The organism is Clostridium sp. CS1-1, assembly GCF_056135525.1.
Genome location: NZ_CM148680.1, coordinates 111,907 through 126,689, shown reverse-complemented (window position 1 = coordinate 126,689; position 14,783 = coordinate 111,907). Strand labels below are relative to the sequence as shown.

Genomic DNA, 14,783 nt, shown 5'->3' with positions numbered 1-14,783 from the left:
CTTATTTATTGACTAAAATAATAATGCTATGTTATAATACAATAGTTAAAAACAAAGGATATACCTATATTCGAAAGAGGTGAATTATATGAAACAAGGCATACATCCAGATTACCATGAAGATGCGGTAGTTAAGTGCGCATGTGGAAACACTTTTACAACTGGTTCAGTAAAAAACGAACTTAAAGTTGAAATATGCTCAAAATGCCATCCATTCTACACTGGAAAACAGAAGATAATGGACGTTGGTGGAAGAGTAGATAGATTCATGAAGAAGTTCAACTTAAAATCTGATGAGCAATAATAAACATTGAATATATTTAATGTTTATTACAAAGCCTGCCCCTTATAATAAAGGGCGGGTTTTGTTGTTTTCTCGAATTATCGCTCACCTTACTAACTCAATCTTTTCAAGTAAGATTATAAATTTTAAGCTTCAGAATGATAACTAATCAATCTGAAGCTTAAAACTCTATTTATCAGAACTTTTAACCATATCTATCTTGCTAGCAAGAGTAACAAATTCACTATTTGACTTCGTTTTTGACAATAGGTTTATTAATCTCTCTGTAACATTTTGTGTATTATTTTCATCATATAGCACTTTTCTTATATTAAACGCCGTATCTTTTTCTGACTGACTACTAAATAATAAATCATCTCTTCTTGTACCTGATTTATATATATCTATCGCAGGGAATATTCTTCTTTCTTGTAATCTTCTATCAAGATGAACTTCCATATTACCAGTTCCCTTAAACTCTTCAAATATCATATCATCCATTCTACTTCCAGTTTCAACAAGAGCAGTTGCAAGTATAGTAAGACTTCCGCCTTCTTCTATGTTTCTAGCTGCTCCGAAGAATTTCTTAGGCATTATTAAAGCTCCTGGATCTAATCCACCTGATAGAGTTCTTCCTGTCGGATTTATAGTTAAATTATAAGCTCTTGAAAGTCTTGTAATGCTATCTAAAAGGATTACTACATCCTGGCCTTGCTCTACCATTCTCTTAGCTCTTTCAAGTACCATATAAGCAACCTTTGTGTGATGTTCAGGCTCTTCATCAAAGGTTGAATAAATAACTTCTCCATTAATTGACCTTTGCATATCTGTAACTTCTTCCGGTCTTTCATCTATTAATACAACTATAAGCTTTATATTGGGATGATTTTTAGATATACTCTGTGCTATCTTTTTTAGAAGAGTAGTCTTACCTGCTTTAGGAGGTGCAACTATAATTCCCCTTTGCCCCTTACCAATAGGTGAGATTATATCCATAAGTCTTGTTGATAAATCTGATTGTTGAGTTTCTAAGTGAAGTCTTTGATCTGGATAGATAGGAACAAGTCTTTCAAATGGTGTTCTTCCTACTGCTCTTTCCGGATTTTCTCCATTTACTCTTTCCACATAAAGCAAAGCCTTAAATTTCTCTCCTTCTTTAGGAGTTCTAACTTTACCTTGAACTCCATCTCCTGTTTTTAAGTTAAATCTTCTTATTTGAGACGGTGATACATATATATCATCCGGTCCAGTTAAGTAATTTTTCCCCCTTAAAAATCCATAATTATTGCTTTCTATTATTTCAAGTACTCCTCTAGCTGTGTCAGATTCACTAATCATTTCTTTTAACTTTTCTCTTTTATCTTCTTCACTTACCTTTTGTTCCTCAACTTTTTCAGGCTCTAGCTTAGTTTCTTCAGTTTTAGTATTACCCTGAACTTCTAGTTCCTTTTCAATATGTACAGATTCACTTTTAGGGCTTATCTTCTCTCTAAGTATTACCCCATCTTTCTTAATATATGCCGGAGAAACCCTTTTTATCTGTTCTATTAAATCAGCTTTTTTATATTTAGATATGTTTTTTATATCCAAGCTTTTTGCTACTTCTTTTAATTCAGTAACAGTCATGCTCTCTAAATCCTTACTAAACAAAAAATAACACCTCACATTATTTAATTATTAATTATATGTAATCCTTTGGGAATAATCGAAAGAATTTTCCATTAGTCATCAGCTTTAAGAATTCATCCTACGTAATAGGATAACTCTTGCTGTATACCGAGCTGGAATTCCTAAGTTAAGAAATTCTTTATTGAAAGGTACATTATAAAATACATTATAACCGTTTTTTTAATTTTAATCCATATCTTTATATTAAATATTATTTACATGCTTTTTAAACAAATCTAAACTTGAAACTATTTATCTTAAAATAAAGGAGCAAAAGTAATACTTTCACTCCAGTAATTATATCATGGCATATACTTTTTTATTTATACCATTATGCTTATTCGCTTTCTTTAATACCTCTTCTTTATTACCTATGTAGAACAAAGGAACTCCCAAAACCTCGCAGCCTCCAATAGTTAACTTTTTCTTCATAAATTCACTTGCACAGTATCTATAGTAGTGATAATTACCACAAACTGGGCAGCTTATTTTTAATAGAATTTCCTTATTGTTTAGAAGCTTTACTTTTAGAGAGGTGAAGCTTTCATTCACTTTGTTTAATTGAAATAAACAAAAGGAACTTACGTCATACTGATCATAGAAATTTTTTACAGCAATACTCATATGAGCATTAAATATCATCTAATTCACCCCACCAGAATTTTAATTATTAGTATAATCTAATATTATATTTCTATAAATATTATTAAAATCCTTCATCAAATTCTACAATTAATATTTAAATATTGTATTTTCTCTCATAAAAATAATTTGGTATATGTAAGACTTATTTACATATACCAAATCATATTAAAATCTATTCAAAACCCACATCTATATTATCTAAAGATGCTTTTATAAAGCCCTTAAACAACGAATGAGGTCTATTAGGTCTAGATTTAAGCTCCGGATGAAATTGAACCGCTACGAACCAAGGATGGTCCTTTATCTCTACAATCTCAACTAACCTAGTATCAGGACTTGTTCCTCCTAAAATTAAACCTGCTTCCGTTAAAACTTTTCTATACTCATTATTAAATTCATATCTATGTCTATGTCTTTCATATATTATTTCTTCACCATACGCCCTAAATGAATTTGTATCCTTTGATAATTTACATGGATATATACCGAGTCGCATTGTACCGCCTTTTTCATCTATGTCTTTTTGATCTGGCATCAAGTCAATTACAGGATATTTAGTATCTTCATTTATTTCCGAGCTATTAGCATCGGAATATCCAACTACATTTCTTGCAAATTCTATGACAGCACATTGCATCCCAAGGCATATTCCAAGGAAAGGAACCTTATTTTGCCTTGCCCATCTTATAGCCTCTATCTTGCCTTCTACTCCTCTATCACCAAAACCACCAGGTACTAGAACGCCATCTACATCCTTTAAATATTCTCCAACATTGTTAGCCGAAATATCCACAGCATTTATCCACTTTATGTTTACATTAGCATCATTAGCATATCCTCCATGGTTTAATGCTTCTACCACCGATATATATGCATCATGGAGCTCAACATACTTACCAACTAGACCTATAGTTACATTTCTAGAAAGATTTTTTATATTATTCACCATCTCTATCCATTCACTATTATCTATTTTATCAAAATTTAGATTTAGCTTTTCGCATACCAATGCATCTAACCCCTCTTTATGAAGCATTAAAGGAACTTCATATAAGTTTTCTGCATCTAAGTTTTGTATTACAGCATTTCCGTCCACATTGCAGAATAAACCAATCTTTTCTCTTAACTCCTCCGAAATATGTTTCTCAGAACGACATACTATAATATCAGGTTGAATACCTATACTTCTTAATTCTTTTACTGAATGTTGAGTTGGTTTTGTTTTTAGCTCCCCAGACTTTCCAAGGTAAGGAACCAAAGTTACATGTATAAAACATACATTCTCTCTTCCAACATCATATTTTATTTGTCTTATGGCTTCTAGGAACGGTAATGACTCTATATCCCCAATGGTTCCACCAATTTCAGTTATAACTACGTCCACATCTCTTTCTTTTCCTACTCTATATACCCTTGATTTTATTTCATTAGTTATGTGGGGAATTACTTGAACTGTCCCACCTAAATAGTCACCTTTTCTTTCCTTCGATATTACTGACCAATAAACCTTTCCAGTAGTAACATTGCTATTTTTACTTAAATTTTCATCTATGAATCTCTCATAATGGCCTAAATCCAAATCGGTTTCCGCACCATCGTCTGTTACAAAGACTTCTCCATGCTGATATGGGCTCATTGTTCCAGGATCTATGTTTATGTAAGGATCAAATTTTTGAATTGAAACCTTTAACCCTCTATTCTTTAGAAGTCTTCCTAATGAAGCTGCTGTTATTCCTTTCCCTAATGAAGATACTACTCCTCCAGTTACAAATATATATTTTGTACTCATAAAATTGCTGCTTTTTTAAAGCAGTCTTCACCCCCTAATTCTCTAAATTATAGATTATTTATATATTTCTATTGACAAAATAATTTATTAGTTTTATAATAGAAATTACCCTCATGATATATAATGGGATTTTTATGTTTTAAAACATAATAGATATAGTATCATACTTTTTTGTGTTTTGCTATATCTTTTTTTAATTTTTTGTAGTTTTTTTCTTCTACTCTACATTTTCAATTAAATCCTCTGCTTGAAAATACATATTTCTTATTCTTCTATTTAAAAGTAACTTCTCTTCTGCCTTTTTTAAACTACTATTTATTTTTGTTTTATTTACATCCGGAAAATCTCTCTTTAGTATTCCCATATCGTTACAGCCATATTTCTTAATAAGTAAATAAAATAAGTGTTTACACTCTTGATCTTTTAGAATCTTAAATAATTCATCTCTATTTACTCCTTTGTACTTGCACAACAAATTAATTATTCTCTCGTACTTTTCTTCTTTATCAGTAAAATATCTTTCCATATATAACACTTCCCTTTTTTATAGTATATTATTAGTTTAATTATTGTCCACATTTGTAAATTATAAACAGATATGGATCGAATATAAAAACACAGGATATATTTTAATCCTGTGCTTTTATATTTACCTGTAAGTTTGTATTATTTGGTGCCTGTCCAGATACACTCATATTATAATTTATAGATATAATTCCACCATTATCATCGACGTTAATATCTAAATTTTTTGTTTCTATTTTCAATTCTAGAGTGCCATAAGGTGTATTATACATTGATATACTTTTATTTCTTTTATCAAATTCCATTTTTGCATTAGTACTCCCCATTCTTATAAGAGAAAACTTATCTGCGCCTATCTTTAAAGTAGTTGTAGTTCCTTCCATACCTGATACTTCAGTTTCCTCATAAACCGCATAATAATTGTTATCCTTTTTATAAAAGCTTCCTGGAGTAACTACCTCAATCACGTCATCATCGCTTCCTACTTGTATACTTGAAACTGATATAATAGCTTTTCTTTTCATTGAGCTCTCCCTTCCAACATAACCAAAATTGTCACTGATTATTATTATATTTGTTTTTTTTAAATTAGTAAATCCAAGTAACTAATTTGATATTATTAAAAATTTAGGTGAAGCAATTGCTTCACCTAAATTTAATTTCAACTCATTGCTACATTGTAAGTTGCCCGTTTGGTGTATTAATAATTTGTACTATCTTTTGTTCATATCCAGTTTCAGCATTTATATATACTAAAAAACTATCCTCCTTGTAGTTTCCAGCAAACTCGTAACATAAAACTTCTTTATTTGTTTCAGTAGGTATTAAAGCAAGTCTTACGTTGTTAATACTAAGTCTTTTTCCTACCCTCTCTTTTGCCTGTTCTGGAGTTATTTTAGCAGCAGGAATCGTTCTATTATCTTGATGCGCTCTAAGATATTTTTCCGACTCAATACCAACTATACTACCATCATCTAATGCTATTTTAAGTTTTATCTGTTCAGGATATATCATAACATTATCTTGTTTATATACATAATTTGTTACTACCGTAGTCCCATAATTTAATGAATATGTAGCTATCATATTGTTATATCCTATATTTTTAAGGTAATTGACCCCATTGTCTATTGCTTTTTTAGCATCTATTTTAGCTTCATTTACACTTCGAGTATCAAGCAAATATACTACCTTACCACCATTCTTACTTATCTCACAAACTATATTATGACTATTATCTTTTCTTCCCTTAAGCTTAGCTGAAAACCTATAAGAATCTATAGTTCCCTTACCTTGATTAGGCTCTAACGCTATACTTTCTACTCTATCTTTTCCTATTATATTTCTTGCAGTTTCTTCTGCCTGTTTTTGAGAAACTTCTTTTTGGTAGGTTATCCTCGGTTTTATATCTAATACATTATCTGAAAAAGGTCCATCATAAATCAGTGCAGGATACTGTACTATTTGTTTTTGTATTCCTTCAAACTTTGTTGTTAACGGTTGCTCAGTATTACTAGCTAGCACTCCAGTAATCTTTTTCCTTATCTCGCCCCATTTTACTCTTCCCTCATTTATATCCATAGATATGTTTTTTAGTTGCTGTTCTAGTGAAAATGATTCTTCTTTCAACCTATCTACAGATGCATAATCTTTATCTGATAAACTTCTACCTTCCGATGATGCCTTTGCAAGCGAATAGCAAAAATCACCAACCTGAGTTAAAAACTTACTTGTGTCCCCTATAGTCTGTTGTGATATAGGAAGGGAGTGAAGCTTATCATTTGCTGTTGCTGCGTTCCTGAATATTTCTTCAAAAACAACTATTCCCTGTTCTCTAGATCCTACTATAGCAGACTTACCCAAATTCACTCTTATATTCTGAACTGAACTTATTAATTCATACATGCTCTTACTATATTCTGCTTGCAGGTAATTTCTATAATCAGTTCTTTCAAGTGTCATAAGAATAGCAAATGTACTTGAAAAGACTACAATTAATGTTACTATAGCCGTATATATCATTCTCTTTTTTGTGATTTTCATAAAAACTCCTCCTAATCTCAGGTAATAATAGTGCTATGATTACTATACGTACTAGATTAAATCTTATACTCTATATTATCTGTATTTACTTAATTGTTATTCACTGTAAATAAATTTGTTTAAAATCATATAAATAATTTTAAGCTTTATAAATCTAGTTAGTATACTATCTCCTAAGGAAGTGTTAATATAGAAGTGTACTTCTAAGGTGAAATAAAAGGTTGTATAGTCTATTATATGTGTTAGAATAAAATATGTGGTTTAGGACAAAATTATTATTTAGAAGTCCTATTTGTAAAGTAATTATATTAAATTTTTCTTAATTGTTTCTTAAATTAGTTTATTATTCTGTTTGCATTTTATATAATGTTATTACATACTTAACCGGAAGGTGATTAAATGAGGGTACTGATTCTTTCAATTTCTGCAGGTGGCGGTCATGAGCATGCCGCAGAAGCTATAAAAGATTACATAAATTTGAAAGACCCTACTTCAGAAGTGAGGGTTATTGATGCTTTTAAGTACATAAACCCTATAATTGATAAGGTTGTTATAGGCAGCTACCTAAAAACAATAAAAGTTACTCCTTCACTTTATGGCAAGCTATATACTCATTCTGAAGGAGAATATACAATAGTAAATACTATTGGCTCTAAGTTTATTGAAATTATTACTCATAAGCTATTACCTTTGGTAGAAGAATTTAACCCTGATATTTTAGTTGGGATTCATTCATTCTCAACAGAAATGATTTCGGTAATGAAAACGAAACATCAGGTAGCAACACCTTCAATTTCAATAATTACAGACTATTATCCTCACGCTACCTGGCTTCATTCAAACATAGATGCTTATGTAGTTTCAAGTTGCGACATGATTGAAGACATGATAAGTAAAGGAATACCTCGAGATATCATCTACAATTTAGGCATACCTGTTAAACCAGACTTCATAACTAGGTATGATAGAGAAAATACATTAGAAGAATTAAATTTATCATGTGGTAAAACTACTATATTAGTAATGGGTGGAAGCCTTGGTATAGGTAAAATTAGTGATATATATAAAGAATTAATTAAAGTCAGAAATGAAATCCAAATAATAGTTATAACTGGTAATAATAAAAAACTTTATTACGAACTCTTAAAATTAAAAGAAAATTCTCAGAAAGAAACAAGAATCATAGGGTATACCGATAAGGTTAATAAATATATGCAAGCATCCGACTTACTTTTAACTAAGCCAGGCGGACTTACAATAACCGAAGCGCTTATATGCCAAATTCCCCTTGGTCTTTTTTCTCCAATACCGGGGCAAGAAGAAAAGAATGCTCAATTTCTTTTAAAACACAACTTAGCCGTTAATTTAGCTGATATTGAAAGTTGTAGGGAAACAATAGAGAATCTTTTGCTATCAGATGTAAAACTGAATTTAATGCGTGAAAACTGTATTAAATTTTCAAGACCTTACGCTGTTGATGATATATATAAGCTTATGCAGTCACTTATACATCAAAGCAATATAAATAATAAAATAAAAACTAGTGAAAAGTTTTTTAACAAGGCTGATACTGATAAAACTTTTTTAAAATCAATAGAAGAGTATTTCATAAAAACTGCAAGTAAAATTTTTGCCAGTAATTAAAAATCCAGCACATTAATGTGCTGGATTCTTTGTCTATTTTAGCATTTCTAGTAACTTAAATTCTATTTTTATATTTCCTTTACTGTTTTTATTATCTTTACCACTTTTACTTTTCTTATCGCTTTTATTGTCTTTATCGCTTTTATTATCTTTACTGCTTATAGAAGCTACCTTATCATTTACTATCTTATATTCATCTGGTGATAACACTTTTTTCATCTCTTCTTCTGTTTCCTTGTATGCTACTTCACCTTTAGTAATATCAACAAAACATAGGGGTGGAAACATTACACACCACCAGTTTCTACCTTGTCCACTTCCTATGATTATTCTGTAAGCTTCATATTTTCCCTGAGGTAACGTAATGTTTCCATAGGTCTTTATCGGAAAATTTTCATTTGATAATGTACTCTTAACCGGATACTTATATCCATTCTGTTCTATAACTTGGTTTGCAATAGCTATCATACTTTCATTATTTGCCTTGATAATTTCTCTAGATTCATCTATGCTTCTAGAACTTTTAAGCTTTGGTTGTATGTATTGCAAAACCTTATCTCTTACTTTAAGCTTTAAGGCTTGGTCCTCTTCTGAATCACTGTTTGCTATTACATGGAATCTTATAATCTTAGAAGCTATGTCCTTTTGCAAGTCATTTCCTCTTACTGTAGTTACCTCAGCATTTAAAGCAAATATAACTAAAACACTTACGAATGTTAATAAAAACTTTTTCATTTCATTATCCCCCAATACCCTTTAAGTTTCTATTGATATTATTGACAAGTATTTTAGTTATATTCACTATTGAAACAATATCTTAATTTAGATGGGGATTCTTTTACCCCATCTAAATTTTAGAGATGCGAATGCATAGCTTACTTGTCGTTGGAATTACCACTTTATACGAAAAGTACTCTTACCTTAAGAGGAGAAGTTTCACATAAGATAGGCAACTTACGCCAAGTTAGTCAGGTGAAAATTATTTTGTAACACCTATTCTCCTTATATTTGTATTAACATTCACATTAACAACTGCATTCTTATAATTTTCTCCCCAATTACCTTTCTTTTGATTCCATATACTAGGATGAAACTTTTCAAGGTATTCTCTAAGACCTATCGGGTCAACTTCAAACTCTTGTTGGGTAATTCTTACTACTTGCTCACACTCTTTTTTTATAGACTTATTGAAGTTATCTTGTAAATACTTTAGAGTATCCTTAGAGAAGATTTCACCTCCAACATAATAATCCTTTGCCTGACCTTCTATTCTAAGATCTATATTAAATATTAGTTTTCCACCAGAGTTATCTACTGTTAATTTTCTCGATACGCCATCGATACTGAAATCTACTGGATGACCATTTAGATATGTTACTCTTCTCCCACCCTTTAACTTTCCTCTAAGCATGACTAAATTAGAAGTCTCCACCGGACTTAAGGTACCTTTTATTTTATAGTCTTTAATTATTCCTACTCCTGCTATTTTTAATTGATTTTTATCCTTTTCAATAGTCATAATTGGAAGCATAGCATTACCATTTTGGCTTAGTAGTGTTAGAAACTCATTTAGTGTTATCGGAAATATAGTATCACTCTGACTAGTATTCTCTATAAGTCCAGTTATAAATCCTTCAATATTTTTTTCCATACCCGGCTTATATTTCAAGTATTCTTCTGCATTTCCTTCAGCCAAAATGACATACATCATCCTATTTAAAGATGGTTCCCTTTGTAGGTAATCTATAACTTCCTTAGCTATATCGGGATATGTCATTAAATTCTTACTTAGTACAAGTAGCTTTGTGTGACTGAACTTAATATCTCTACTTGTTTTAAGGGAAGTTTTACTTATCGCATCCTGCATGGAATATCCATCGGCTGTTAAATAAATATCTTCAGCTGATCCACCTTTATCTGGTCCTAGCTTACTTATATCTGGTGCACCAAAAGTTACATGTATCTTTTTAACATCCATGGCAGTATATGGCTCATCAGGCTTTAAGGTCTTTAATTCTTTTTCTTTGCCTACTTGCTCACCTACATCGATACCCATAATAGATATTAGGCTCTTTCTATCTATTTCAATTTTATCCCAACATCCACTTAGAAGAATGCAAGCCAAGATTAAAGATATAATTTTTTTTAATCTCATCTTTTAATCTCCTCCTCTTTTCCACTCTTTTTTAAACGTTTTCCTAAAAAAAGTATTAGAGGAAGTACGCATAAACTGTACAAAGTAAGTAAAGGAGTTACTTGACTACTTATGTCGTACAACTCAGCTATATTTTCAGGATATAAAGCTATTATATAGATAAATGGCACCAATAAAATGGAAGATAACTTTATATCTTTTAAATTAAACATATCCTTAACAATGTCCGCTGATAGATAATAACCATTTACAAAGGTTGTAAAATAAAATATTATCCAAAGAGCCATTACTACGCCTTCCCATCTTTCAATAAAAGCACCCGGTATACTTATTGACTTTATCATAGTAATAGTAGGCCACAGCAGTATTTTTGTCTGCTCTTTTGAAAATACAGCTAAAGTAAAGATCACAATAATTGTATAAAAAATTGTAATAAAAGCAATGCTCTTAACTGCAGTTTTACGAATTACCTTCTTATTTTTCATAAACGGAATTAGTAAGTAAACTATAGAAATTCCACCAAAACTATATACTGTAGTTCCTAAACCTTTTATGTAATCAATTGGTTCATTATTTAATATAGGCAATATGTTTGTAAAGTCAGTTCTATTTAGAGTAAACAGCAATATAAATATTATTGGAATAAACATTATCCAAAAAGAAACCTCATTAAACTTCACTAAGGTTCCTGTTTCTCCTCTTAAAAGATAACTGCCAACTAATATTGTTATCATAATTAAAAATTCGGTAGGAGTTTTTTGAAGCAAATACATCTTTATTACCTCTATAAATATTCTCATTCCTAAGCTAATAGAAATTATATTATAGGCTATAAATCCTAGCGCTAGGATTCCACCTATTATAGCTCCAAACTTTCTTCTCAAAATGCTATAAAGTTTTTCATAGCAATTAGCTTTCAGTGCCCTGTATGCAATGTATAAAAGCAAATAGCTTATTGTTCCGCTGATTAGTGATACAATCCAACTGTCAGTTCCAACTATTGCAGTTAGCTCCCTAGGATATGAGAAAATTCCTACACCTACAATAGTTACTACCATAGTTGAAAATAATCCAAAAGGTGTAACAAAATCATTATCATTCATAATAGACATACCACCTCTATTTCTGTCTTACTTTATCTTCTGTATTCATATAAACAGGCCTCTTTTTAAAGGATGTTAGGGGAAATCTCACATACATATCCTTGAAATCCTTTATATTCGGATTTACCATCGGGGATAAATAAGATATTCCGAAACTTTTCAATCGGATCAGGTGTATAAGTGTAACTAGTAATCCAAGCACTATTCCATAAAGTCCAACGACTGCCGCTACAATTATAAGAAGAAATCTAATTAATCTTAAAGCAGAAGTCATTTCATAGTTAGGTGTAGTAAAGCTTGTTATTGCAGTAATTGAAACTATAATTATCATTACAGGACTCACAATACCTGCACTTACTGCTGCCTGCCCTATAATTAATCCTCCAACTATACCTATAGTTGATCCTATCGGCTTAGGTAACCTTGCTATAGATTCAATTAAGAGTGCAAGACTTAGTTCCATGATTAAAGCCTCAACGAATGCTGGAAAAGGAACCCCTTCTCTAGATGAAGCTATAAAATATGCTAGTTTAGTTGGGATTATAGAGGTATGAAAAGATGTAACCGCAACATAAAGTGCTGGTAGCAATAAAGCTAAAAATATAGAAAAGAATCTTACCAGTCTCATAGTTGAAGCATAAATCCAACGTTGATAATAATCATCTGGAGTTTGAAAAAAAGTTGGCATAGTTGCTGGCACAATAATGGCAAATGGAGAGTTATCTACAAGCATAGCAACTCTACCTTCATATAATGCTGCAGCTACTACATCTGGTCTTTCTGTACTTTGAACCTGTGGAAAAAATGACCACTTATCATCTTCAATTAGTTGTTCAATATAACCACTATCTAAAACTGCATCAATACTTATATTCTCCAACCTCTTCTGAAGCTCTTTTAATATATCTTTATTTACAATGTCATCAATATACATAATAGCTGAATCAGTCTTAGATCTTATGCCTAAACTTTTGGGCACTACCTTAAGCCTAGTATCTCTTATCCTTCTCCTTATTAGGGCTGTATTGAATCTTATGGTCTCTGTAAACCCATCTCTTCCCCCTCTAATTGCAGTTTCTGCAGATGGTTCTGATACTCCTCTAGCTGGCCAAAAACGTGTTGCAACAACATAACAGTTTTCAAGCCCCTCAACAAACATTAGAGTATCACCTGAGAGCATAGCATTGATACCTTCGCTTAATTTTTTAACTTCCTTAACATCAGTAACAGGTAAAATTCTATCTTTTATTTGACTTACATTAGTTATATTATGCCCTCTAAGCATTACATTTTCTAAGACGTAATCATCTAAAAGTATTTTATCTCCCATTCCATCTATGTATACCAATGCAGATTTAAAATTACCAATGTAAAATTCTCTATATACTATATCTGATGTATCTTTTAATAAATCTTTTAAATAACAAATATTCTCATCTGTTTTTAATGATATTACATCTTTAATATCCTCTTTCAACAATCATCACATCCTCTAAACTTGTTGTTAGTAATCTTTAATCTAACTATGCAGTATATATACCCAGTAAGTATAAAACAAATGAAATCGCTACAACTCCTATTCCAATAAATTTTGCTCTATTTGCAGTTTTTTTCATACATACCTTTTTAAAGCTTCTTGAATCAATAAAAATCAATACAAATCCTTGTATTACCATAAGCATTAAAAAATACTTACTAAACAAACCTAATATCCTCATAACATCACTCCTAATCTTTTGAGGTAACCTTATGTTATTTTTAGCTTTTAAAAAAGTTATTATACATACAAAATCATTCTGTAATATATGAGCACATTTATTTAGAATTAATTTAGTTTAAATAAAAAACGATGCATAAAAACTTAAATATTTTTATACATCGCTCTTACATATTGAAATTATGTAATCTAACACTATTAATGAACGTTACTAACTAAGTTTATTCTTCTATCTATCGCAGAATAACAACCAATGATTAAACCAGTCTTAGCCCTTCTTATATTGTTCTTGTTAAGAACACTTGATTGTATTTTTCCTTCGCCTTATCATAGAAAAGTTGTGCTTTAAGAATATCCTCAAAAAATGCAAATACTGTAGGTCCACTTCCACTCATCAAAGTACCAACGGCCCCCATTTTAATTGTTTGCTCTTTTATATCTTCTAGTATTGGGTATTTACTTAAAGTAACATTCTCTAAAACATTTTTCATATTTTTAGCCACCTCAAGCAAATTATTCTCTTCAATGCATTTGATTATGTATTTATTATCAGGGTGATTCATTATCTTATTTAGTTGTAAGTTTTGATATACTTCCTTGGTGGATACTCCAAAAGAAGGCTTTATTAATACTAAAATGTGATTATTGAAAGGTTTAATTTTTGTAATTTTCTCCCCAATCCCTTCACAAAGGGCTGTTCCACCAACTACACAATAAGGTACATCTGCTCCTATCTTCACGCCAAGACCCATTAGTTCCTCTTCTTCTACCTCAGGTTTATAAATATCTCTCATCCCTTTTAATACCGCTGCTGCGTTTGTACTTCCCCCTGCTAGTCCAGCTGCAATAGGAATATTTTTTTGTATATCTATTTCTACTCCATTCTTGATTCCATAGGTTGTTCTAAAGAGTTCTGCCGCTTTATATACAAGGTTTGTTTTGTCCGTAGGCACATCCTCACTACTACAAGTTATTTTTATACCGTTATTTATTTCCTTTATACTTATAACATCATATAAATCTATAGTCTGCATTATCATACTTAAATCGTGATATCCATCTTCCCTTTTTCCTATAACATCTAATGATATATTTATCTTTGCATATGCTTTCAGTATCATATCCTACCCTCCATAAATGTAATGTTACCTAATAAAAATAGTATAATATAGGACTAAAATTAAAGCTATACCTTTAAGGTGTCGAACAAT

The 14,783-nt window shown here is 30.8% G+C and carries 14 protein-coding genes; 2 read left to right on the top strand and 12 right to left on the bottom strand.

Annotated features, from left to right (window positions below):
- The first annotated feature begins 88 nt into the window (after positions 1-88).
- Complete coding sequence (gene rpmE, locus AC0N0V_RS00590) at positions 89-304, top strand: 50S ribosomal protein L31 (RefSeq protein ID WP_474461600.1); 216 nt, start codon at positions 89-91, stop codon at positions 302-304.
- A gap of 168 nt (positions 305-472) precedes the next feature.
- Here the strand turns inward: rpmE and rho are convergent, their stop codons facing one another.
- The 6 genes from rho to ypeB form a co-directional block, all read right to left on the bottom strand.
- Positions 473-1,933, bottom strand: coding sequence for a transcription termination factor Rho (gene rho, locus AC0N0V_RS00585; protein ID WP_474461599.1), 1,461 nt, complete (start codon positions 1,931-1,933; stop codon positions 473-475).
- Between the two features lie 315 nt (positions 1,934-2,248).
- The gene (locus AC0N0V_RS00580) at positions 2,249-2,575 is read right to left on the bottom strand and encodes a hypothetical protein (RefSeq protein WP_474461598.1); all 327 of its coding nucleotides are present in this window, start codon (positions 2,573-2,575) and stop codon (positions 2,249-2,251) included.
- Positions 2,576-2,768: 193 nt separating this feature from the next.
- On the bottom strand, positions 2,769-4,385 hold the full coding sequence (locus AC0N0V_RS00575) for a CTP synthase (protein WP_474461597.1): 1,617 nt from the start codon (positions 4,383-4,385) through the stop codon (positions 2,769-2,771).
- Between the two features lie 217 nt (positions 4,386-4,602).
- A complete protein-coding gene (locus tag AC0N0V_RS00570; RefSeq protein ID WP_474461596.1) occupies positions 4,603-4,911 on the bottom strand; it encodes a ribose-5-phosphate isomerase in 309 nt (102 codons plus the stop codon).
- Positions 4,912-5,014: 103 nt separating this feature from the next.
- Positions 5,015-5,434: a YwiB family protein gene (locus tag AC0N0V_RS00565; protein WP_474461594.1), complete on the bottom strand. Its 420-nt coding sequence runs from the start codon at positions 5,432-5,434 to the stop codon at positions 5,015-5,017.
- A gap of 148 nt (positions 5,435-5,582) precedes the next feature.
- Complete coding sequence (gene ypeB / locus AC0N0V_RS00560) at positions 5,583-6,953, bottom strand: germination protein YpeB (protein WP_474461593.1); 1,371 nt, start codon at positions 6,951-6,953, stop codon at positions 5,583-5,585.
- Between the two features lie 399 nt (positions 6,954-7,352).
- Here ypeB and AC0N0V_RS00555 point away from each other — a divergent pair, with 399 nt between their 5' ends.
- Positions 7,353-8,597: an MGDG synthase family glycosyltransferase gene (locus AC0N0V_RS00555; RefSeq protein WP_474461592.1), complete on the top strand. Its 1,245-nt coding sequence runs from the start codon at positions 7,353-7,355 to the stop codon at positions 8,595-8,597.
- A 33-nt stretch (positions 8,598-8,630) separates the two neighbouring features.
- On the opposite strand, the gene spoIIR is transcribed toward AC0N0V_RS00555, so the two are convergent.
- From spoIIR to ispE, 6 genes are all read right to left on the bottom strand, one after another.
- Positions 8,631-9,332 (bottom strand): stage II sporulation protein R, encoded by a 702-nt coding sequence (gene spoIIR, locus AC0N0V_RS00550; RefSeq protein ID WP_474461591.1) that lies wholly within the window; start codon positions 9,330-9,332, stop codon positions 8,631-8,633.
- Between the two features lie 244 nt (positions 9,333-9,576).
- The gene (locus AC0N0V_RS00545) at positions 9,577-10,752 is read right to left on the bottom strand and encodes a Ger(x)C family spore germination protein (RefSeq protein WP_474461590.1); all 1,176 of its coding nucleotides are present in this window, start codon (positions 10,750-10,752) and stop codon (positions 9,577-9,579) included.
- Positions 10,749-11,855, bottom strand: a complete 1,107-nt coding sequence (locus tag AC0N0V_RS00540) for a GerAB/ArcD/ProY family transporter (RefSeq protein ID WP_474461588.1) — start codon at positions 11,853-11,855, stop codon at positions 10,749-10,751. Before AC0N0V_RS00540 ends, AC0N0V_RS00545 begins: the two co-directional genes overlap by 4 nt.
- Before the next feature lie 16 nt (positions 11,856-11,871).
- The gene (locus tag AC0N0V_RS00535) at positions 11,872-13,332 is read right to left on the bottom strand and encodes a spore germination protein (protein WP_474461587.1); all 1,461 of its coding nucleotides are present in this window, start codon (positions 13,330-13,332) and stop codon (positions 11,872-11,874) included.
- 46 nt (positions 13,333-13,378) lie between these two features.
- Positions 13,379-13,573 (bottom strand): CLC_0170 family protein, encoded by a 195-nt coding sequence (locus AC0N0V_RS00530; RefSeq protein ID WP_474461586.1) that lies wholly within the window; start codon positions 13,571-13,573, stop codon positions 13,379-13,381.
- Positions 13,574-13,850: 277 nt separating this feature from the next.
- Positions 13,851-14,693, bottom strand: a complete 843-nt coding sequence (gene ispE, locus AC0N0V_RS00525; protein WP_474461585.1) for a 4-(cytidine 5'-diphospho)-2-C-methyl-D-erythritol kinase — start codon at positions 14,691-14,693, stop codon at positions 13,851-13,853.
- Positions 14,694-14,783: the final 90 nt, after the last annotated feature.

Bases quoted from the DNA above. Each gene is read 5' to 3' on its own strand.
- rpmE (WP_474461600.1), top strand. From the start codon at position 89: ATGAAACAAGGCATACATCCAGATTACCATGAAGATGCGGTAGTTAAG.
- AC0N0V_RS00580 (WP_474461598.1), bottom strand. From the start codon at position 2,575: ATGAGTATTGCTGTAAAAAATTTCTATGATCAGTATGACGTAAGTTCC.
- AC0N0V_RS00575 (WP_474461597.1), bottom strand. From the start codon at position 4,385: ATGAGTACAAAATATATATTTGTAACTGGAGGAGTAGTATCTTCATTA.
- AC0N0V_RS00570 (WP_474461596.1), bottom strand. From the start codon at position 4,911: ATGGAAAGATATTTTACTGATAAAGAAGAAAAGTACGAGAGAATAATT.
- AC0N0V_RS00565 (WP_474461594.1), bottom strand. From the start codon at position 5,434: ATGAAAAGAAAAGCTATTATATCAGTTTCAAGTATACAAGTAGGAAGC.
- ypeB (WP_474461593.1), bottom strand. From the start codon at position 6,953: ATGAAAATCACAAAAAAGAGAATGATATATACGGCTATAGTAACATTA.
- AC0N0V_RS00555 (WP_474461592.1), top strand. From the start codon at position 7,353: ATGAGGGTACTGATTCTTTCAATTTCTGCAGGTGGCGGTCATGAGCAT.
- spoIIR (WP_474461591.1), bottom strand. From the start codon at position 9,332: ATGAAAAAGTTTTTATTAACATTCGTAAGTGTTTTAGTTATATTTGCT.
- AC0N0V_RS00545 (WP_474461590.1), bottom strand. From the start codon at position 10,752: ATGAGATTAAAAAAAATTATATCTTTAATCTTGGCTTGCATTCTTCTA.
- AC0N0V_RS00540 (WP_474461588.1), bottom strand. From the start codon at position 11,855: ATGAATGATAATGATTTTGTTACACCTTTTGGATTATTTTCAACTATG.
- AC0N0V_RS00530 (WP_474461586.1), bottom strand. From the start codon at position 13,573: ATGAGGATATTAGGTTTGTTTAGTAAGTATTTTTTAATGCTTATGGTA.
- ispE (WP_474461585.1), bottom strand. From the start codon at position 14,693: ATGATACTGAAAGCATATGCAAAGATAAATATATCATTAGATGTTATA.